The following is a 19,825-nucleotide window of genomic DNA, read 5'->3' on the forward strand; positions in this document are numbered from 1 at the left end:
GAAGGGTGGTTTTCCAGACCGTATTCCTCAGTAATTTTCGGCCTGCATCGTGAACCGGAATGCAAACGGTTCGGTCGTCGCGTGAGTCCCTTCGCCTGTGTCGCGCGAGGAATACATCCGGAGGTAGACGCGCTCTCCGTCGAGTGACCGGTCTTGCAGGTAATTGTCCGGATCAAGATACTGTTTGTCTTCGACCATCTCGCCTGCAACACCCTCGAGCGTCTGGTCGTATTCGATGGTTTCTGGGTCATACTGGAGCGCGTAGTTCTGCTGCCCCGGTCGGGAGATGACCAGTTGTTCGGGACCGTCTGCGCTCTCGACACGCAGCCGTTCGATGTCGCTACGGTCGAAGCGCGACTCCGACGATACCGTACTCCAGCCCGACCCATCGTCGACGCTGACAGTTGCGGCGTCATATGCCGGTTCGACGGCGAAGTGGAACGTGTACTTCGGATACCCGTTAGTCGTCCGGAAGCCGGTCGTGGGGTGGCGCGAGGTGACATCGACAGTCCCGTCCTCGTGGAAGTTCCAGTCGATCAAGTAGCGATACGGTGCCCAGTTCTGTCCAAATCGCCACTCCCAGTGATCGACTGAACCGGTGTGGTAGGAGCCGCGGATCCGGAAGCCGTCGCTCAGGTCGTGCTTCTCGATGACGCCAGGCCCCGTGAACCCGAGCGTGTCCCAGAAGTGCCAGTTGCGGCGCCCAGAAGGAGCGCCCGGCCCCGCCATACCGAATGGCTCGTAGTCGCTCAACATCCAGGGGACTTTGGACTCGTCGCCGAACACTGGCTTCCCGTTGTAACTCGCCTCAACGCGGTAGGCGTCGTGGAGGGTATTCTCCCAGGAAATCTTCCAGTTGTTCTGCTCGATGGTTTGTGATGGACGGCGAATCTCCCAGTCAGTATCGTCCATCTCACCCGGAACCTCGATCGCTCCTTCTTGATAGTCTCCGGGGGCATTACCGTCGACTTCGGAGACGATTCCTGAGAGCGGGTCCGGTGACTCCTGTGCCGGCTGATATAGGTCGAGAACCTCGTTTTCTGTTGCGACGTCGTTGAGCGTCGTGGTCGTCACGGCAGCGCCAATGGCTCGCCTGTCATCTCCCTTGTCATTCCAGTTGAAGACGACTGGTGTGACCACGCCAATGGGATATTCTTCAGAGTAGGCCGTGATGATCGAGTAGTCCGCCGCAAGGACGTACCAGTCTTTCCCCTCCAGTACACTCGAGATTGTGTCGTTCTCGAGTGCTACATTTACCGTGTTAGTATTGAGTTCCTCGTTCGATCTCTCGATGACGTGTGCCTCTCGCGTTTGGATGTCGAGTTGCACCAACTGATCGTTCTCGCGATCAACTAGTCCGCGGATCTGCTTGATGTCGCTGAACTCGATTTCCTGTGTCTCGTCATCGTAGCTCCCCGAGACCGTCATCTCGTGGGGCGCCAGTATTTCGACGAAATCGTACTCGCTGAAGATGCGGTGGTACGCCGTTGAGGAGACAGCATCGGACACTAATTGTCCAGCCCCCTCGACTGCGAGGACCTGCTCGATTGCAGCCAGTTTTCGCTCCTCAACGAGTGCGTCGAAGTCGTCTGCCTCTCGAGGGGCCAAGTACGTCAGATCATCGGCCGACAGCAGGTCGGCGCCACTTGACTGGCCGCTACAGCCTGCTACTCCGATGGCCGCACCAACGCCGAGTGTCTGCAGTAACGCCTGACGTTGGGACGACACCGAAGGAATACGTTCGTTATTACCAGTCATTGTGATGCGATAACGATCGCCAATACAGTCATATATAAATTTCGATGGTCCAGACTGATTGGAGATCAAATAGAAAACGGCCGAGAATCTGCAAGGAGGGTCTGGTCTCTGAGGAATTCGTATGGTCCAGCCAATCGTCGACCCAGAGGGTGAAGTACCTCGGGGACAAGCCCCGAGGCACTCGCCCTACTCAGCCTGTAGAACCCGCAGTCGCTAACACTGTTCTTCTGGCGACGTGACCCGAAGTTCGTTCTCGACTTCGTAGAAGTAGCCTCGCTCGAGGAGTCGCGTAAGTGCATACTCGACGTCCCGTTGGTCGAGTGCTAACTCTGCATCGGCGACTAGGATGTCGGTGGCGTCGTCGTAGTCAATTAGCGGAACACTGTCTTCGCCAACATCTGGCCGACATGCCTGCGTACACAGCCGGTCGTAGCACTCGAGAATCCACTCCGGAAGTGGTGGCCGTGGATCTGTGACGCGAGCCATTGCAGTTCTGTCTGGTGGTTTCGACAGTTATCCGCTTAACAGTATCCGTCGTATACGGGTTTTGCTCGTAAGTAAGTGAGATTTTATCCAGAACTATTCAACCACGAGTGCGTCGACGGCCTCGGTAGGTGCGACGTCGTGCTCAAGGAGGCGATCGGCGGCGAGTGGCCACGCGTGTTCGGCGAGTTCGGGGGCAGCAGCTTCGTAGTGGACTGAAAACTCAGTCAGTGCAACGGCAATCAGGAGGTCCTCGCGACGATCAGTGAGTGACATCGCCGGCGTTGGCTGCGACTTCACGTATAAACGTTAGTAGAAAGAGAGGGCTCCGAGCGGCGTTGGAACTCCCACCCTGCAGTGCGTCAATCGAATGAATGGGGTCCACGGTCAAAAAATAACGACTATCAATAGTGGCTCCTATATAAACGATAAATTTTTATTTCCGACACAAGCAGTGAGTCATATGCAATCCCTTCTATCAGATCTCCTCAAAACGATCTTTGTTGATCCATTAATTGAATACTTTTATCATGATCTGACGCTCAAACGAATCGTCACACGCCTCATCTCTGGTGTTGCACTCCTCGTTGGGGGCTACCTTGCTTTGCTCGAATCGCCACCACTTTCTTACGCTGGATGGATCCTCGTTATTCCAGCTTCGCTCTTCGTCGTCTATGATACACTCACTGTCAATAGGCATACACGGAGCTAGATCGAATCTATCGGAACCTTCGCTTGCTCGATTCCGCGGTGATAACCACTACCGGGCCACCGAAGTAATGGCAGGTCGCTCGAGCGGATCATCTTGGCTTGGAGCTTTCTGATGGGCGTGTCCGAACGGCGTCTGATCTCTATTCGATTCGTGGATGAAGCTGTGAGTGCCCTCGTTCACGGGGGTGTAGGAGTCGTTGGACCAGCAGGACTCAGAGGTATGGTTGGCGCAGTGAAGGAATTGCCGGGCTGTTTCGTGGAGGTCGTCGCGTCGCTCGTCTGGGATGACGAGTTTGACGGGTGCGGTATGTCGGACCTCCATGTAGAGTGGACGGTTCTTACCCATTCGGGAGACAGTCGGTCGCAGTATGCCGGTTGTGTCGCACCATGTCGATTTCCTCCCCGACCTACTCGCTCACTTCGTTCGCTCCTTGGGGACGGGGGCACCACATTGAGTTACGCTGAAGAATAGGCGCGAAATTAGGTCTGGCTCTGATAGAGAAGAACTAGGATGGCAAGTCCGATGAAGAAGTCGGGGATAAACACGAACGCACCGATATTTGGGCGGGGTCGGAAGCCGAGGATGTTGTGTACTAACGGATTTGATGTAAACGCGTATAGGAGCAGCGCAAGGCTCAGCACAAGCAGGCTTGCTGTGTATTTGTTCGGAAGATCGCGATAGAGCTGCACGTAGATGACTGCGAGTGCCACCAGTAACACGAGATTCAGGGTCGTAAAGAAGACCTCCATCCGAATGAGCAGTTCAACCTGTGAGGAAAGCGATCTTGAAGCCGGTCCATGAGAGGGAATCGACGTGGACAGTGTAACCACGAGCGCAATCCCACCCGCAATGGCGGCACTCACTACCGTCGTTCCAAGGGGACTCTCAATCCAGTTACGAATCATCTTCATCAACTCCGGCCTGTTCCGCCACGTCTTCCAAGATGTCGAGGTTGTTCATCATTCTGTCTGAGAGAAAGTACATCTGCCCATAATTATCTCCTTCTGTAGTCACGATATTATTCTCTGCGAGGATTTCGAGATGGTGCTGCACGGTTTTGTAATTTAAATCCAGGTCATTCGACAATTGGTTGGTGTTTCGTGGCTGGTCGTTGAGCGCGCGGAGGATCCGGAGACGGTTCCGGCCACCACGAGACCCACCAATAAGCCACCAGAGCAACTGCCGCATCTATCGAGTATTCATTTGTTCGATCCAAATACATTCTGTCTCAGTCCGAGCGATGCTACTTTCCGAATTACTCTCCAATCCAGGTGATAATTCGATCAGCAATTTCGCCGTTATTATCGTCCTGCATCATGAGATGTGTATTTCCGGATATCCCTTCGTCCGGAAGGCTAAGCAGCGTCGATACAGAATTTTCCTCTCCTGCGAGATCTGCAGTTGTCTGGGTTGCTTCTTTGCGACTAGTCTGTCCACGCTCGTCGACATAATCGCCATAAACACCCATAAACGGTGCATCACCACCCATCTCCGCCACAGTTTGCGGGTCAGTCGGCGCGCCAACCGGCTCAACTGCAACGATCCGTTCAACGAGGTTAGGCACAGTCTGTGCGACTGCGAATCCGGATCCACCACCTGCTGAATGGACGAGCAACACTGCCGGACCAACACGATTGAGAAGCGCCTCTAGGGCGGCAGTTTCCTGAGGTGATGCGAACCGACTCCCACCGCCACCTCCGGTAGTCGACCCAGTCTGAGTTCCACCTGTTGTCTCAGTGGAATCCGCAGGTGTGGAATTCTGGTCGCCGCCACGTCCGCCCGTCTGGCCTCCACCTTGCCTACCGCCACCTCCGCCACCGGTGCTGGCATATGCGGGGAATGACGCAACGAGTTGGTCTACCGATTCGACCGGGTATCGAACGTCCTCGTACGGATCGCCGACCTCAGGTCCGAACCCCCACGTCGGCCATGCTCGGTCGATAGACCATCGAGAGAGTGACGCAGAGTCAGAGTTCTGGAGGGCAGCAGTATCTAACCCGCCTGAATCAACGTTTCGAGGAGGATTGAATACATACACTGGATGGCCAGCTTCAGCGAAGTACTCCATCCAACCACGTCGCCCGTCAGGTGTGGTCCGGTAAATGTACGGTGACAACCCGAGGCCGGGCACCATCACGACGGGTGACTTGTCGGTAGCCATAGCGGGCTGGGTGTATACGACTTCAGCACGTCCATCGATAACCGTACTACTGGTTGTATCCGCGTTGCCGACGTAGAAATTTCCGAACGTCGGAGAATTATCTTTCTGTTGTCCGGATTGCGGGGAGTTCTCAGTAGTTGTCTGTGTATCTGTGTTTGATTCGCCATTGTCAGCTATACTGTTACACCCTGCGATAGTCGCAGCAAATGTGACTCCGGTTGTACGAAGGAACGCTTTCCGAGAGATACCTGATGACATACAAATCGTACTGGCCAGTGAACTGACTTAGTCGATTGCCGAGATTGGCCACAGGTTAGGCACAAATTCACCCCAGTTCACGCAGAACTCCCATATGGTTGGTGGTGGCAATAATTTGGAATCAAGCACTGTGTCGCTCAGACCGTATGCATTGAGACGGTCAGGCTCAACTACTGGGCTCGGCGTTACGGCCCAGTTCGCCATCCTGCGCTTCTCACGGACGTAGAATGGATCTTGAGCCGATAGGACTCCGGTGACAGCTGACGTCTTCAGGGACACCCACAGGGAAGTCCTTGGAGTAAGACCGGCAACGACCGATCAAATGACGTACTACAGACTAACAGTACACTGCATACAACCGCTCTTGTGCTGGATATTAGGTGGGCGGATAGAGTAAGACCCTTCCCAGGGGGTGTGGGTAGTCGGGAGACATCTTCACCTGTCGACGTCAGGTGTCTCCGGAGCCGGCCATTTCACCGGGGATGTCGACGTCGTCCATCAACAAGACGCGTCGTTCCGTGTACTCGAGGCCGTTCTTGCGCTGTGTCCGCTTTTTGACTGCCAGCCTGCTCTTTGAGAGATCGAGTAACGCATCGATCGTTCGCGAGACCAATTTTTTCGCGTAGTCGTCACTGATGCCCTTCTCCTGTCGTCGAATCCAGTGTTTCATGTCGCCAGCGGTGACGTACTCTCGAACGCTCGTGCTCCCTTTCCGCCAGGGATTGTCTCCAACTGCCGGATCGGTACGTGCCTTCCAGAGCTTTGCAGCGAGCCGTGACGGAAGCGACGATGTCGTTGCCCGGAGCATATCCTCGTCCATCTTCGCGAGCTGCTGGAGTGGAAGCAGATCCCCATACGAGAGGGAGACATTGCCACCACGCTCGAGTGGGTCGTCACTCTCGGGGAGGGGGAAATAGCTCTCACCATCGTCTTTGCGGATGCGCTCGAGGCGGCCATCCACAACGTCGATCTCCCCATTATCGATGTGTTCCTCCAGGAGGTGTGCACCTTTCTCGAGTTCTCGTGCTTGGAGTTCACCGACGCGGTCTTTGTTGGCGTTGAGTTTCTTCTCGTGGGCGTCCAGTCGTGCTTCGATGGGTGCTATGATTCTTCCAAGTCCTCGAGCCGTTCTTCGAGATCCTTGTTTTCGGTGTGGGTCTCCTCGAGTTCGGCCTCGACTTCGTAGAAGTTGCCCCGTTCGAGAAGCCGAGTAAGTGCATACTCGACGTCCCGTTGGTCGAGTGCTAACTCTGCATCGGCGATCAGCATATCGGTGGCGTCGTCGTAGTCGATCAATGGCACACTGTCCTCTTCATCGTCTGGCCGACATGCCTGCGTACACAGCCGGTCGTAGCACTCGAGAATCCACTCCGGAAGTGGTGGCCGTGGATCTGTGACGCGAGCCATTGCAGTTCTGTATGGTGGTTTCGACAGTCATCCGCTTAACAGTACCCGTCAAATCTGTTTCTCTCGCAGGTACAGACTGATCCCTTGTCAGATTGGAGTGACCGCTCGAGAATCTCATGCGGTTTCTCATCAACCGGTTTTCGTTCGAGATACAATCCACCACAACCTGTGAAGCGGCTACAGGTGTCCTCGTTCATTGGGTCAATGAGCGATGTGATGCGATTTTCTATCGCCCATAGGGGTGGAGGCGATTCTAAATGGAAGATTCAATTCAAGTGATAAGAGAAGGCGGAACCACGAAAGAAATTGTAGGCGTTGATCGAGATGACTGGGATGGACTCAGTGATCCCTGCCCAGTCTGTGGGAGTTGTGAATTTGATCATTTTGCTACTACTGGAGGGCATTTTGGCCGACGAGGTACCGCAGTTATCGAGCGAACCGATTACTGGGATGCCAAGCATCAGCTATTCACACGATGTCGTAGTTGCGATGAAGTGTTGTACAAACACCCTGCCTTTGACCTCCTCTTTGAATACAGTGGCAATTGCCCTGATGAATAACGGCGATCGAGTCCGAACACCGCTGCAGACAGACCGGTTCATAGCTTCTCAACGCTGATCATCAACTCGATTTCGCAGAGTTCACTCTCAGAGGGTGCTAGTCAACAAAGCAGAATATCCCCGTCGTAGAGCGTCTTTTTTTGCGCCAGCGATGGGTGCAGGCGCAGTTCAGAACGCAACGCGCCTGTGAATGCTACGATGAAAGACCCAGAGACAGCTACGATCTTTGCAGGCCTTGATGGACGTACCGACGCAAAACTTCCTGAGTGGTATGCCGACCGACACGGCGTTACCGACCCACTCAGCTTCAGTGAAGCCGTTCGAGATCTGCCACAGGCAATCGATACGGCAGTCGCATACCGGAATCCCTACACTGACGAGTGGGTCGAGACAGAGCGGTTTAATGCAATCGTCGAGCCATCGCGGTTACAAGCAGAAGAGGGTGATGCGGAGGAAGAGGCGTTATTCCATATTCCCACGGACAGCTACGCGATCATCAACCCGGTCGATGTCTACGGCCCGTTGGAGGAAGTCCTCCGCGAGGAGACCGTCGACGGGACGCCGCTGGGCGACGTGATGTTCGGCGAGATCCGACGCTACCGGAGTGGTGGCGAGGTCCACATGGACATTATGTTCGATGGCCTCGAGGTCCGGTTGCCCGGGCGGGTGGATCCGATCACGATGGGCGTGACCTCCGGCTACGACTTCTTCGGCGAACACGCCGTCTACGTCGAGGGATTCGCCCAGGATGGCTACTGCTCGAATTCGATGCGGTCGCTCACCGACAAAGAGGTCATCAAGCACGTCGGTGACGATCCGGAGCTCGTGGACAGTCGTACTGTGACGGTTCCTGCCGGTGGAACGAAACAATTCGAGCTCGTGTTCGAGACATATCCTGTGGCTCAGGACGATTCGTTCCCGGTGCGCGTCGAAACCGGAGATAGTACCGATCAGCGTACCGTCCTCGCGTACGGAACGGAGATGTAGCCATTCATACTGGCTGTCCTGTTGAAGCAGGTGTGAAGCAAAGACAGGGTTAATTGACTGCGACACGAGAGTCGATGTACGCTGCCGTATCCTCACCACATCTCGATCATGCTCACACCGACAGTCGTCACGGAGTTCGATAGTCAGGCACCGGAAGACACGAAGACGGCGACGTTCGGCCTCGGTTGTTTCTGGGGTCCCGATGCGGCGTTCGATGCCGTTGATGGTGTCGTGCGGACGCGCGTCGGGTATGCTGGCGGGACAAAACCTGACCCGTCCTATGAGGTTCTTGGCGATCACACGGAAGTTATTCAGGTCGAATACGATCCCGAACAGCTCTCGTTCACCGATCTTCTTGAGCGAGCATTTTCGGAACACAACCCGTATCAGCAGCCCCAGAAACGCCAGTATCAGAACATCATGTTCACCGAGACGGTTGCCCAACACGACCAGCTGCTGGCGTTTCTGAACGAGAGCGATCTCAGCCACGACGGGCTCGCCACGCGTCTCGAATCACTCGATCGATTCTATCTGGCAGAGGCATACCACCAGAAGTTCAACCTCCGCGGAAAGCGATGGATCACCGACGTATTCACCGAGGCAGGCTATGACGATGAGGCAGTCAGAGAGTCGCCGGCGGCGGCGAAACTGAACGCTCATGTTGCTGGCCACAATGTCAGTACTCCATTTGTCAATCAGTCGTACGAGCCGCGGTCACGGCGATAACTCCACACCGCCCGACAGGTGGATCCAGCAGCCTGCCTCAGTGGGCCCGAGTTGTTTTGTTTGCGCCGTCCGTAATTTCGATAATGAAGATGCTCTCGCCCCTCGCCAAAATGAAGGTCTCTACAGGGACGTCCGTTCAAGTCACTCGTCTGCCGATACCGCTTCGCCGTCTTCCATCTGCCATTCGAGTTCGACTTCTAGCTCGGCCTCGTTGTCGGTGGCCTCGTACTCGACTTCCAGTTCGAAGCGCTCTGGTACCGCCACCGTGAAGCCGTTCTCTCCTTCGATATCGATCGTCCCGTTCTCGACACCGGCAGCGACTTCTCGCAGGATCTCCGCGCCGTCTTCCCGGTTCATCACTCGCTCACCTTCGTGTTCCGTCTCGTTGTCTGCCGATTCCGCTTCCGCTTCGGTCTCGGATTCTTGTTCGTCGTCTGCCATACTGAGCCTATAACGGCTGCCAATAAAGCATATCGGGCTTCGTACCCAGGTTGCTCGGCGGTGGTCACCACTGCCGTCAAGACATGACCGGGGCCTCGCGACTCTGAACGGGACCTACCCGGTCTGACGGATGGTTGTTCGTGCAACGGGTTTCATTGAGAAGTAGTCCACATACTGGTCGACCGATCGATAGTGCCCCGTGGCGTCGTACACGTGATCTTCGTTGATGACGGCAACGTGTGCCTGTGCGATCTCTGCTGTTGGTCGGAGGACGAGCAATTGAACGTCGGTGTCTCGGCGATAGAGGAGCCAACTTGCGACGAAATTTGCGAGGTCCGCACAGTCCCCCTCTTTGGTCCGCTGGACGGTTTCAACATCGGTGACGACATCATACAGACCGTATGCTGGATCGGTGCGTTGGGTGAAGCGGCGGATGAAGTATCGGAGGTTGGGAGTGTGTTTTGTTTTTTCCGGTTGGACGAACTGTTCGGGGGCGGTGAGGAATCGAAGTGAGGAGCGGTTTTTGTAGCGGCGGATGTCGTCCGCGCGGGCGATGGTACCGACAGCGAGGCCTCCCGCGAGAGCCGTGAGATACTGTCGACGCGTGGGCATGGAGAAGTGCGGTGACCCAGGTGATATAGCTTTTTCTTATCGATTCAAGAACTCGAGCAAGAAGCTGTTCACTCGGTCAGGGACTTCGTGATGGAGCCAATGAGTCGCATCTTCGATAACCTCGAGTCGGCTATCGGTACAGTGTTCGATGCTCAGTTGCGCCATCTCCGGATCGAGATAGGAATCCTGTGCTCCCCAGAGGACCATCGTCGGCGGCTTCTCGCGGTAACCGCGAAGCAGCGCTCGGTGCCAGTTAAGCATTCCAGTGAACGCGCCGGGGCGCGACCAAGCGTCTCGGTACCGGGCAAGGTCGTCGTCGGTGAAGGTGTCGTCATAGTTGGAGGTGTCGATGAACCACCGTAGGAGACGCCAGTCGGCTGCACTCCACGTCCACTCGGGGATCGACGGAAGCTGGAAGAAGCCCATATACCCACTTCGAAGGATTTGGCTCGGCGTTTCTCGGAGATATTCCTCGAACGCCACCGGATGAGAACGTCCATCACAACGGCCCGCTCGATACGCTCTGAATGGGTGAGTAATGCCTGCCACGTAACGCCAGCTCCCCAGTCGTGTCCGACGAACTGTGCTTGTTCGTAACCGAGAGTATCGAGGAGACCAATGACGTCGGCAGCTAGCGTATCCACTGTGTAGGAATCGATCCCCGAGGGCTTCTCGCTTCGATTGTATCCCCGCTGATCGGGGACAATAACCCGATAGCCGGCGTCGGCGAGCGCTGAGATCTGGAACCGCCAGCCGTACCAGAACTCGGGAAATCCGTGAAGGAGTACGACTGGATCGCCGCCTTTTGGACCGACCATGACTGTATGCAGGCGGATCCCGTTCGTTTCGACCCTGTCGTGGGCTGCTGATTGTGGAAGCACGTCAGAACCGCTTGAAGCGCACAATCGTAAGCTTCGAGGCCACGAATGAGGACAGACGAACCACCCCAGAGCGACCCGTGTCGAGATTGACCAGCAGAATAGCCTAAGCTGAAATTGGCTATTTCAAAATCGGCAACTGGCAAAGAACACAGTATTCGGGTTGCAGTGGAGATCTCAGTGTTCGAGAAAAGTGTTCTTCCCAAGCTTTTACACAGTATTTCGAGTGTATCCGTTATGACCTCAGGACTGGACCCGACGGAGGTATACGACGGTTCGATTACCGTCCGACTCTTGGATGACCAAACTGGAACGGAGACAGTCACCTGTTCCTCGTACGAAGAAGCGATCGAGGTCGTCAAAGAGAACCACTATTCGGTCACAGTCGCAAAGATCACAGATCGAGATGATGATGATGATGTCGTCTTCACGTCTGCTGACATGGACATTGACAACTGGGAAAGTATCTGGCGACAGGAGAAACTCCGTCAATCTGTCAACGTAGATGAGTACGACTGTCCCTACGATAGCGTTTCGTGTTTTGCTGACGATTTATGTGTCCAGTGTAAAATCGATAAAGTGCAAGATCAGCACTGATCGAATTCGGTAGTCTCACTCGACCAAGTATCATTTATCGCCGTGAGAGGTTATCGACCAAGTTACGGTGAACCGCTTCGGGGGTAAGCCCCGAGGCACTCGGCCTGTTCCGCCCGTAGAAGTTTGCTCAAAACCAGGAAATAGCGGGAAGTAGATTTGAACTACTGATCTGCGGGTTATGAGCCCGCCGGAATCTCCTGGCTATCCCATCCCGCTATCTCTCTGTCTCTGCCGACCACGATTAAGGATTGCTATCTGATTACTGTATATAAAATATTTGAGTGATTTTCGGAATCGTCTGACCGAATTGGTTCTCAATATCTATCACGATCTGTGGGGATTTTTGTATAAAATAGAGAACTACCAGTCGTGGTTACTGTCCACGTAATAATATGAATGAAAGCGGCGAAACGAGTTTCCCAGAGGGTCGCCCACTCCAGTACTCACCGTAACGCAGGCGAGCTTATCTTCCGTGTTCGGGATGGGTACGGGAGGCACCTCGCCGCTGTGGCCGCCGTAACGTCGACCGACGGACTCGAACCGTCGTCAAACCGTAATCGGTGGTGTGTCCAAGACCGTAATATACGTGTAGTCCAGTTTGCGTCCGGACCCGTTCACCGCGTCACGGATCCAATGCGTTATAGTTGTAGTTATGAGTGTGTGGCTTGGCCGATTAGTGCTCGCGGACTCAACACCTCGTTGCCTTGGTGCGTACATCCCGAGTCTATCGATCTCGTCTTCTACGAGTGGCCTCAGTGGTATCTCTTTTCCAGGTGGGTTTCGAGCTTAGATGCGTTCAGCTCTTACCCCGTGGTGCGTGGCTGCCCAGCACGTGCCCTCTTCGGACAGCTGGTACACCAGTGGCACCCATTCGTAGTTCCTCTCGTACTATACGAACGTTCCCGTCAGATACCGTAACACCCCCAATAGATAGCAGCCGACCTGTCTCACGACGGTCTAAACCCAGCTCACGACCTCCTTTAATAGGCGAACAACCTCACCCTTGCCCGCTTCTGCACGGGCAGGATGGAGGGAACCGACATCGAGGTAGCAAGCCACCCGGTCGATATGTGCTCTTGCGGGTGACGACTCTGTTATCCCTAAGGTAGCTTTTCTGTCAGCAATTGGCCGCATCAAGCAGCCTAATTGGTTCGCTAGACCACGCTTTCGCGTCAGCGTCCGTCGTTGTGCCGGACACTGTCAGACTTCCGTATGCTCTTGCGCTCTTTCCCGCGTCTCCGACGCGGGTGAGGAAATCTTGGGGCGCGCTCGATATCTTTTCAAGCGCGTACCGCCCCAGTCAAACTGCCCGGCTACCAGTGTCCTCCGCCAGGAGTGAGAGTCGCAGTCACCATCGGGTAGTATTTCAATGCTGCCTCGGTGGCCCGCTAGCGCGGGTACCTGTGTACCGGCTCCTACCTATGCTGCACAATGGCGACCACGTCTCAGTGACAGCCTGCAGTAAAGCTCTATAGGGTCTTCGCTTCCCCTTGGGGGTCTCCAGACTCCGCACTGGAACGTACAGTTCACCGGGCCCAACGTTGGGACAGTGGCGCTCTCGTTGATCCATTCATGCAAGCCGCTACTAAAGCGGCAAGGTACTACGCTACCTTAAGAGGGTCATAGTTACCCCCGCCGTTAACAGGTCCTTCGTCCCCTTGTACGGGGTGTTCAGATACCTGCACTGGGCAGGATTCAGTGACCGTACGAGTCCTTGCGGATTTGCGGTCACCTATGTTGTTACTAGACAGTCGGAGCGCCCGAGTCACTGCGACCTGCCCCTAACAGGGCAGGCATCCCTTATTGCGAACGTACGGGACTAACTTGCCGAATTCCCTAACGTCGGTTGCTCCCGACAGACCTTGGCTTTCGCCGCCACGAGTACCTGTGTCGGATCTCGGTACGGACAGTGTGCTCACCTTTTCACGGGCTCTCGGTTGACCTGACTTGCGCTATCCAGCCATTCAATCGCTTCGTGCCATTACGGCTTCCACGATTTTCGACTGTTCGACCGGGCGAAGGCCCGGCTCAGGCGGCCCCAAAGCGTTGGCTTTGAGTGCACACTGGCATAGGAATATTAACCTATTTCCCTGTTGTCAGCTTCGACTTACGGGCTGACTTAGGACCGGCTAACCCTCAGCTGATCAGCAGTGCTGAGGAACCCTTACTCGTTCGGCCGTCGGGGGTCTCACCCGACTCACGCTGCTACTATGACCAGGATTTTCGTTACTGAACGGTCCACACGAAATCTCTTCCGTGCTTCCACCCGAACAGAACGCCAACCTACGGGATCACCATGTTACTGGTGCCGCTAGGTCTCGGTGGTGGATTTGAGCCCCGATCATTTTGGGCGCCTCAAACCTCGGCCGGTAAGCTGTTACGCTTTTCTTAGAGGGTAGCTGCTTCTAAGCTCACCTCCCGGCTGTCTAGGGCTTGAGACCACCTTCGATCGCACTTAATCCACACTTGGGGACCTTAACCCAGCTCTGGGTTGTCTCCCTCACGGTACACAGGCTTACCCCGTGCACCGGACTCCCTGCGTCAAGCGGCGTTCGTAGGTTCGGAGTTGGACAGGGGGGCGCACTCCTCTCGGAGTGCGGTCCCCCAATCCGTCGCTCTACCCCACGAACTACCTCGGCAGAGGTGATGCTTCGACATCTTTCGGTTGGAACCAGCTGTTTCCGGACTCGATGGGCCTTTCACCCCTAGACGTAGATCACGAGAGGGTATTGTAGGACACCAACTCTAACAGGCCTCCACGTGCCTTTCGGCACGCTTCACCTTGTCCACGCCTAGATCGTCCGGTTTCGGGTCGTGCCCGTTTGACTCCCCGCGCTTGAACACGGTGGTCCTGGTGCAAAGCACTGCGACCATATCGGTTTCCCTACGCCTTCCTCGATAATCGAGTTAGACTCGTCAAACAGGCACACTCCCTGGTTCGTTTTTCAAAACGTACGACAGAACACCGGCTTCCCAAACTTCCTACTAGCAGCTCGCGCTGCGGTCGTTTTGTCCGGGACCTTGTGTGCTCTGTCGCTCCATCGCCAACTGATTTCACGCCCTATTGCACCTCCCTTCTTGGGGTGCTTTTCAGCGTTCGCTCACGCTACTTGTTCGCTATCGGTCTTGAGGAGTGTTTAGTCTTCGCGGTCGATGCCCGCGATCTTCACGAGGGATATCCAACCCCCGATACTCTGGAACTGACGCGTTCCGTACTCGACGACATTACGGGACTGTCACCCTGTTTCGTGCTCTGTTCCAAGAGACTTCGTGTCGCGTTTCGAGAAGTGAAAGTCAGTCCGAACACCACATTGCCCGAAGGCTTCGGTTTGGACTGTATCGCGTTCATTCGCCATTACTAACGACATCACGTTCGTTTTCTTTTCCTGTCGATACTAAGATGTTTCAATTCTCGACGTTCCCCATTGCGCGAAGCAATTGCGGTGGGGATTCCCATTCGGAGATCCTGAGTTCTTTGCCTCCGTGCGGCTCCCTCAGGCTTATCGCAGCTTGGCACGTCCTTCTTCAGCTCTCAAGCCGAGCGATCCACCAGCTGGCACAGTAGCCACGTTCATCGGATCGGCGTTGCGACAGAGTCGCAACGTTGAGTGACCCGGGAACGGGTCCAGTGGACGCCTGGACTACACGTACACACGGTCTCATCTGCACGCCAGTAGACAGCTGGCCTGCATTAACCCTTCCCAGCCACACTTACGCGGGCTGGTGCATCGGTTCGGTCGTACTCCATCATCAAGCCGTCCCCCACTTAAGGGGCACGATTCGATGAGCAGTACGAAGCATGGACCCACAGGGATTCGAACCCTGGGCATCCTCCTTGCAAAGGAGGCACTCTCCCACTGAGCTATGGGCCCACGTCCACCCCTAAGAGAGGGTGGACAGAGAGATTGTGTTAGCCTTGGTAGTTCTAAGGTGCCCGATCGGCCACTCGGTGGTCGATCGAACGTGCGGAATACCGCTAAGGTGGGCTGGGGCAACGCCCCAGTCCCGGTCTGTGGAGGTGATCCAGCCGCAGATTCCCCTACGGCTACCTTGTTACGACTTAAGCCCCCTTGCGGAGCCCAGATTCGACCTCGGAATCGAGGCCTCATCCGGACCCCACTCGGGTGCTTTGACGGGCGGTGTGTGCAAGGAGCAGGGACGTATTCACCGCGCCCTTCTGAGGCGCGATTACTACCGAATCCAGCTTCATGAGGGCGAGTTTCAGCCCTCAATCCGAACTACGACCACGTTTCGGAGATTAGCGTCCCCTTTCGGGGTTGCATCCCACTGTCGTGGCCATTGTAGCCCGCGTGTCGCCCAGCACATTCGGGGCATACTGACCTACCGTTGCCCGTTCCTTCCTCCAGTTTGGCACTGGCAGTCCTCCTAATGTACCCAACCACCACAAGGGTGTTGCTGGCAATTAGGAGTGCGGGTCTCGCTCGTTGCCTGACTTAACAGGACGCCTCACGGTACGAGCTGACGGCGGCCATGCACCTCCTCTCAATGGCTCCAGTAAGGTCATCAACCTGACTTTCACTGCACATTGTCGATGCTGGTGAGATGTCCGGCGTTGAGTCCAATTAAACCGCAGGCTCCTCCGGTTGTAGTGCTCCCCCGCCAATTCCTTTAAGTTTCATCCTTGCGGACGTACTTCCCAGGCGGTCTGCTTCACGGCTTCCCTACGGCACACCACAGGCTCGTAGCCTGTGGCACACCTAGCAGACATCGTTTACAGCTCGGACTACCCGGGTATCTAATCCGGTTCGTGACCCGAGCTTTCGTCCCTCACCGTCGGATCCGTCTTTCCAGAGCGCTTTCGCCACCGGTGGTCCGTCCAGGATTACGGGATTTCACTCCTACCCCGGACGTACCCTCTGGATCTTCCGGTCCCAAGCCACACAGTTTCCACCGGACGCCCGCGCGTTGAGCGCGCGGATTTCCCGATAGACTTGCGTGGCCAGCTACGGACGCTTTAGGCCCAATAAGAGCGGTCATCACTCGTGCTGCCGGTATTACCGCGGCGGCTGGCACCGGTCTTGCCCAGCACTTATTCTACTACCACCTTACGGTAGTGAAAAGCGAGGACTATATGCCCTCGCACTTGGAGTCCCCTTATCGCACTTTCGTGCAGTGTAAAGGTTTCGCGCCTGCTGCGCCCCGTAGGGCCCGGTATCTTGTCTCAGATACCGTCTCCGGGCTCTTGCTCTCACAACCCGTACCGATTATGGGCACGGTGGGCCGTTACCCCACCGTCTACCTAATCGGCCGCAGCCACATCCTATGGCGCCGGAGCGTTTCTGACTCTCGCCACTTCCAGGCTGAGAGCCGTATTCCGGATTAGCCTCAGTTTCCCGAGGTTGTCCGGATCCATAGGGTAGTTTGGCCACGTGTTACTGAGCTATCTGCTACGAGTCTAAACTCGTGCAACTAGCATGGCTAAATCGGACTCCAATAGCAATGACCTCCGGCAGGATCAACCGGAATGAAATGCTCTTCCCCAGCAAAACTGGGGGTGTTGGCGGTGAATGTAAATACACTCACACATGGGTCCACACGTTCGGTGACACGATCGAACGACCGATCGGGCATCACCGAACTACCAAGGCTAACATCAGAACCCGTCTGTACGGCGGACCGCAGGGGCGGGGTCCTCATCTTCGTCGTACTAACACACAATCGCCGACCACTATTTAAGGCCTATGAACCTTCACTTCAAAGGTAGTTAGTACCACACGGGCTATCAGGAGACATCTTCCATGCCGTGAACGGCGCGGCTTCCCGAGTGATGGGATATTTACCGATCTGCGAGAATCGGTTGATGTCACAAGTGCAGACACTTCCGACCACAATAGTTAGCAATCAGTCGCGAGAGTGTCATGTATGGCGAACAACTGCCGATCACAAGCACAAGGGATCTTGCTGGGGCTAGCATGTGGGGATGCACTCGGACGCTCAGTCGAATTCCAAAGGCCGGATCGCATCAAACGCAGACACGGACGCGTAACGGAAATGCTGGCTAATGGAACCCATGGACAACCTGCAGGGACGATCACTGACGATACGGAGATGGCTCTCTGTATCGCCCGGAGCCTTGCAGAACACGGCGCATTTGAGCCAGAAGACATCGCCACCAGATTCGTTGACTGGAAACGGTCGGGACCGTTCGACATCGGGATTATGACCTCGAGCGCACTCCAACGGATCCAGAACGGCGAATCGTGGGACGAAGCTGGCCAGCGTGAGTGGGAGGCGAGCATGGAAGGTAGCAACGCCGGCAACGGCAGCCTGATGCGGTGTGCGCCATACGCCATCGCGTATCGAAACGAGCCAACCGAACTCGTCGAGGTCAGCCGGCAGTCGTCAGCGATTACGCACGCTGATCCGCGCTGTCAGTGGAGTTGTGCACTTTTCAATCGGACGCTCGCGAATCTCCTAACCGATGTCGACCAGCCTCTCGAAAGGGTCCTGAATGAGATTGGGTCGGAACTACCCGGGGACGTTCGGAACGCCGTTGAACCGGTCACTGACGCTCGCCGTGGCGAACCGGTGGACATCTCTCTCGAGAACTCGGGATACGTCGTCACGACGCTGCAGGCAGGCCTATATCACGGATTGACAGCTGAGACTGCTGAAGACGCGATCGTCGATGCAGTGATGATGGGTGGCGATACGGATACGATCGGTGCCGTCGCTGGCGCAGTTACAGGTGCCCGATTTGGAGAGGATGCACTTCCTGAGCGATGGGTCACCGAGATTGATGAAGTCGAAGAACTACGTCAGTTAGCGACAAGCCTGATTGAACGACGGCAGTAATACAGTAAGTGGATTTGATTGACAAGGCCAGGGTGGATGGCTCTATTAAAATACTCTTCATTAGACACTTATAATGATGGGACTAGCGGACACTTCACGTGTTTATTGACTGCTGGGATTCCTACCAATTATCGTATCCGTTCGAAGAGTCGTGATGAATACAGGGCGCGAATCGGTTACTGCGTTTCGCTGGCTAACAGTTGTGCTCAGGGTATTACCGTTCGGTACCGAAACAGGAACGACTCCGAATAACGAGCGGAAAGCGCGCATCTCGTAGCGAAAGCGTGAGGGGTACTATCACCGCGATGCATGACCTCTCAGCATCTACTGGATCTCTCGATAGACCGAAATAAAACGCTCTATCTCCGGTTTGATGTTAAATCCGTGTAGCGAGAGACGGATTCCATCCGGGTCGCTGATCGGTTTCACCTGGATGTCGTGTGTTGCCAGTCGTTCGACCGTGCGAGCAGGTGTGTCGTCGTCGAGGGCAATAAGACCCGATTCAAACGAACTTGGCGACATGAGAACTGCCTCCGGAAGATCGTTTTTCAGCAGTGTCGTCAACGATTCGATTCGACGTTCGATGGTCGCCACACCGACCGATGTTAATGATCGTGAAAACTTTTGTTGGCCACGTTCGCTCACCAGGTGATGGGTGAAGATCGTCGGAAGGAGATCAAATATCATCTTTCAGAAGAGGAAATTGATGAACTCCTCCGCGAGGCTAAAGACGATCGCCGGAAAGAGCGGTTGGGTTTTCTGAAGAACCTCTATTATGGCGATTCGATTGCGGAAGCTGCCGACCGTGAGGGCAGGTCGGCAGCGACCGGCGGTCGCTGGGCGGATGCTTGGAACGAAGGTGGGCTCGAAGGATTGATGCCGAGTTTCGGGGGCGGTCGACCCCCGAAACTCGACGAAGACGAACAGGAACAGTTGGTTGAGATGCTTCGAGAAGGACAGCCGTGGAAATCACAGGAGATTCGCCATCTTCTCAAACAGGAGTTCGACGTTGAATATCACCCGGACTATCTCGGGAAATTCCTCCGTGAATTGGGCTTATCGTATGCAAAACCCCGCCCAAAACGTCCATGGCGACCGGAGAATCCAGAGGAGATTCTCGAAGAGCGCGTCGACGACGCGCTCGACGAAGATGATCAACCCCACAACAAACGTGAAGGAGATGATGAAGAAGGGTGGATCGTCAACGACGATATCTGTACAGATGGTGGCACTGTTCTCGGGTTTTTCGATGCATCACAACCACAACCGTATGATAATTCACGACGTGTCTGGTACGTCGATGATCCACACGTTGAGCGGCCGTTAGTGAAGACAGAAGACTCGGCGGTTGGGTTCTACGCAGTGAACGGCACCAGTGTGGTCCAGTGGAAAGAAACCGAAGAGAAAGAGCAGATCTGCAAGGTGTTAG

General features: G+C 55.3%; 18 protein-coding genes, 2 tRNA genes, 3 rRNA genes and 2 pseudogenes. 6 read left to right on the plus strand and 19 right to left on the minus strand.

What is annotated here, in order from left to right; all coding sequences use genetic code 11:
* Positions 1-27: 27 nt before the first annotated feature.
* From BDK88_RS00175 to BDK88_RS00185, 3 genes are all read right to left on the minus strand, one after another.
* On the minus strand, positions 28-1,728 hold the full coding sequence (locus tag BDK88_RS00175) for a hypothetical protein (protein ID WP_130498625.1): 1,701 nt from the start codon (positions 1,726-1,728) through the stop codon (positions 28-30).
* 243 nt (positions 1,729-1,971) lie between these two features.
* On the minus strand, positions 1,972-2,244 hold the full coding sequence (locus BDK88_RS00180) for a hypothetical protein (protein ID WP_130498626.1): 273 nt from the start codon (positions 2,242-2,244) through the stop codon (positions 1,972-1,974).
* A gap of 93 nt (positions 2,245-2,337) precedes the next feature.
* Complete coding sequence (locus tag BDK88_RS00185) at positions 2,338-2,517, minus strand: hypothetical protein (RefSeq protein ID WP_130498627.1); 180 nt, start codon at positions 2,515-2,517, stop codon at positions 2,338-2,340.
* Between the two features lie 187 nt (positions 2,518-2,704).
* On the opposite strand from BDK88_RS00185, the gene BDK88_RS00190 reads away from it, so the two are divergent.
* Complete coding sequence (locus BDK88_RS00190; RefSeq protein WP_130498628.1) at positions 2,705-2,953, plus strand: hypothetical protein; 249 nt, start codon at positions 2,705-2,707, stop codon at positions 2,951-2,953.
* Between the two features lie 218 nt (positions 2,954-3,171).
* Here BDK88_RS00190 and BDK88_RS21635 read toward each other — a convergent pair.
* The 6 genes and pseudogenes from BDK88_RS21635 to BDK88_RS21000 form a co-directional block, all read right to left on the minus strand.
* A pseudogene (locus BDK88_RS21635) lies at positions 3,172-3,274 on the minus strand (transposase); the annotation flags it as partial.
* A 158-nt stretch (positions 3,275-3,432) separates the two neighbouring features.
* Positions 3,433-3,702, minus strand: coding sequence for a hypothetical protein (locus BDK88_RS00200; protein ID WP_130498629.1), 270 nt, complete (start codon positions 3,700-3,702; stop codon positions 3,433-3,435).
* Positions 3,703-3,847: 145 nt separating this feature from the next.
* Positions 3,848-4,141 (minus strand): winged helix-turn-helix domain-containing protein, encoded by a 294-nt coding sequence (locus tag BDK88_RS00205; RefSeq protein WP_130498630.1) that lies wholly within the window; start codon positions 4,139-4,141, stop codon positions 3,848-3,850.
* Positions 4,142-4,208: 67 nt separating this feature from the next.
* A complete protein-coding gene (locus BDK88_RS21465; RefSeq protein WP_207225231.1) occupies positions 4,209-4,517 on the minus strand; it encodes an alpha/beta hydrolase family protein in 309 nt (102 codons plus the stop codon).
* 1,303 nt (positions 4,518-5,820) lie between these two features.
* Entirely contained in the window at positions 5,821-6,333 is a 513-nt protein-coding gene (locus tag BDK88_RS20995) for a hypothetical protein (protein WP_165396887.1), read from the minus strand.
* A gap of 140 nt (positions 6,334-6,473) precedes the next feature.
* Positions 6,474-6,779: a hypothetical protein gene (locus tag BDK88_RS21000; RefSeq protein ID WP_242611583.1), complete on the minus strand. Its 306-nt coding sequence runs from the start codon at positions 6,777-6,779 to the stop codon at positions 6,474-6,476.
* A gap of 758 nt (positions 6,780-7,537) precedes the next feature.
* Between BDK88_RS21000 and BDK88_RS00220 the strand changes: the two genes are divergently transcribed.
* On the plus strand, positions 7,538-8,326 hold the full coding sequence (locus BDK88_RS00220; protein WP_130498632.1) for a hypothetical protein: 789 nt from the start codon (positions 7,538-7,540) through the stop codon (positions 8,324-8,326).
* A gap of 105 nt (positions 8,327-8,431) precedes the next feature.
* Positions 8,432-9,052, plus strand: coding sequence for a peptide-methionine (S)-S-oxide reductase MsrA (locus tag BDK88_RS00225; RefSeq protein ID WP_130498633.1), 621 nt, complete (start codon positions 8,432-8,434; stop codon positions 9,050-9,052).
* A gap of 141 nt (positions 9,053-9,193) precedes the next feature.
* Here BDK88_RS00225 and BDK88_RS00230 read toward each other — a convergent pair whose 3' ends face one another.
* The 4 genes and pseudogenes from BDK88_RS00230 to BDK88_RS22250 form a co-directional block, all read right to left on the minus strand.
* Entirely contained in the window at positions 9,194-9,493 is a 300-nt protein-coding gene (locus tag BDK88_RS00230; RefSeq protein ID WP_130498634.1) for an amphi-Trp domain-containing protein, read from the minus strand.
* A 114-nt stretch (positions 9,494-9,607) separates the two neighbouring features.
* On the minus strand, positions 9,608-10,105 hold the full coding sequence (locus BDK88_RS00235) for a hypothetical protein (protein ID WP_130498635.1): 498 nt from the start codon (positions 10,103-10,105) through the stop codon (positions 9,608-9,610).
* 36 nt (positions 10,106-10,141) lie between these two features.
* A complete protein-coding gene (locus BDK88_RS21470) occupies positions 10,142-10,531 on the minus strand; it encodes an alpha/beta fold hydrolase (protein WP_207225232.1) in 390 nt (129 codons plus the stop codon).
* A gap of 50 nt (positions 10,532-10,581) precedes the next feature.
* Positions 10,582-10,923, minus strand: a pseudogene (locus BDK88_RS22250) (alpha/beta fold hydrolase); the annotation flags it as partial.
* Between the two features lie 297 nt (positions 10,924-11,220).
* Between BDK88_RS22250 and BDK88_RS00245 the strand changes: the two are divergent.
* Complete coding sequence (locus tag BDK88_RS00245) at positions 11,221-11,580, plus strand: hypothetical protein (RefSeq protein WP_130498636.1); 360 nt, start codon at positions 11,221-11,223, stop codon at positions 11,578-11,580.
* 141 nt (positions 11,581-11,721) lie between these two features.
* On the opposite strand, the gene BDK88_RS00250 is transcribed toward BDK88_RS00245, so the two are convergent.
* The 5 genes from BDK88_RS00250 to BDK88_RS00270 all read right to left on the minus strand — a co-directional run bounded on the left by BDK88_RS00250 (position 11,722) and on the right by BDK88_RS00270 (position 17,067).
* A tRNA-Met gene (locus BDK88_RS00250) sits at positions 11,722-11,796 on the minus strand.
* 181 nt (positions 11,797-11,977) lie between these two features.
* Positions 11,978-12,099 (minus strand): 5S ribosomal RNA (rrf, locus tag BDK88_RS00255).
* Positions 12,100-12,235: 136 nt separating this feature from the next.
* Positions 12,236-15,154, minus strand: a 23S ribosomal RNA gene (locus BDK88_RS00260).
* A 226-nt stretch (positions 15,155-15,380) separates the two neighbouring features.
* Positions 15,381-15,452, minus strand: a tRNA-Ala gene (locus tag BDK88_RS00265).
* A 141-nt stretch (positions 15,453-15,593) separates the two neighbouring features.
* A 16S ribosomal RNA gene (locus BDK88_RS00270) occupies positions 15,594-17,067 on the minus strand.
* The 16S, 23S and 5S rRNA genes sit together here with 2 tRNA genes alongside, the layout of an rRNA operon.
* A 396-nt stretch (positions 17,068-17,463) precedes the next feature.
* Between BDK88_RS00270 and BDK88_RS00275 the strand changes: the two genes are divergently transcribed.
* Entirely contained in the window at positions 17,464-18,396 is a 933-nt protein-coding gene (locus BDK88_RS00275; RefSeq protein ID WP_130498637.1) for an ADP-ribosylglycohydrolase family protein, read from the plus strand.
* A gap of 324 nt (positions 18,397-18,720) precedes the next feature.
* On the opposite strand, the gene BDK88_RS00280 is transcribed toward BDK88_RS00275, so the two are convergent.
* Positions 18,721-18,990 carry an aminotransferase class V-fold PLP-dependent enzyme gene (locus tag BDK88_RS00280; RefSeq protein WP_130498638.1) on the minus strand — a complete coding sequence of 90 codons (270 nt, stop codon included), beginning with the start codon at positions 18,988-18,990 and terminating at the stop codon, positions 18,721-18,723.
* A 57-nt stretch (positions 18,991-19,047) separates the two neighbouring features.
* On the opposite strand from BDK88_RS00280, the gene BDK88_RS00285 reads away from it, so the two are divergent.
* A partial coding sequence (locus BDK88_RS00285; RefSeq protein WP_130498639.1) for an IS630 family transposase occupies positions 19,048-19,825 on the plus strand: 778 nt, incomplete at its 3' end.

Source organism: Natrinema hispanicum (genome assembly GCF_004217335.1).
GTDB classification, from domain to species: Archaea; Halobacteriota; Halobacteria; order Halobacteriales; family Natrialbaceae; genus Natrinema; species Natrinema hispanicum.

Excerpts from the sequence above, each read along its gene's own strand:
- BDK88_RS00180 (WP_130498626.1), bottom strand. The coding sequence starts at position 2,244 with ATGGCTCGCGTCACAGATCCACGGCCACCACTTCCGGAGTGGATTCTC.
- BDK88_RS00185 (WP_130498627.1), bottom strand. The coding sequence starts at position 2,517 with ATGTCACTCACTGATCGTCGCGAGGACCTCCTGATTGCCGTTGCACTG.
- BDK88_RS00190 (WP_130498628.1), top strand. The coding sequence starts at position 2,705 with ATGCAATCCCTTCTATCAGATCTCCTCAAAACGATCTTTGTTGATCCA.
- BDK88_RS00200 (WP_130498629.1), bottom strand. The coding sequence starts at position 3,702 with ATGGAGGTCTTCTTTACGACCCTGAATCTCGTGTTACTGGTGGCACTC.
- BDK88_RS00205 (WP_130498630.1), bottom strand. The coding sequence starts at position 4,141 with ATGCGGCAGTTGCTCTGGTGGCTTATTGGTGGGTCTCGTGGTGGCCGG.
- BDK88_RS21000 (WP_242611583.1), bottom strand. The coding sequence starts at position 6,779 with ATGGCTCGCGTCACAGATCCACGGCCACCACTTCCGGAGTGGATTCTC.
- BDK88_RS00220 (WP_130498632.1), top strand. The coding sequence starts at position 7,538 with ATGAAAGACCCAGAGACAGCTACGATCTTTGCAGGCCTTGATGGACGT.
- BDK88_RS00230 (WP_130498634.1), bottom strand. The coding sequence starts at position 9,493 with ATGGCAGACGACGAACAAGAATCCGAGACCGAAGCGGAAGCGGAATCG.
- BDK88_RS00235 (WP_130498635.1), bottom strand. The coding sequence starts at position 10,105 with ATGCCCACGCGTCGACAGTATCTCACGGCTCTCGCGGGAGGCCTCGCT.
- BDK88_RS21470 (WP_207225232.1), bottom strand. The coding sequence starts at position 10,531 with ATGGGCTTCTTCCAGCTTCCGTCGATCCCCGAGTGGACGTGGAGTGCA.
- BDK88_RS00245 (WP_130498636.1), top strand. The coding sequence starts at position 11,221 with ATGACCTCAGGACTGGACCCGACGGAGGTATACGACGGTTCGATTACC.
- BDK88_RS00275 (WP_130498637.1), top strand. The coding sequence starts at position 17,464 with ATGGCGAACAACTGCCGATCACAAGCACAAGGGATCTTGCTGGGGCTA.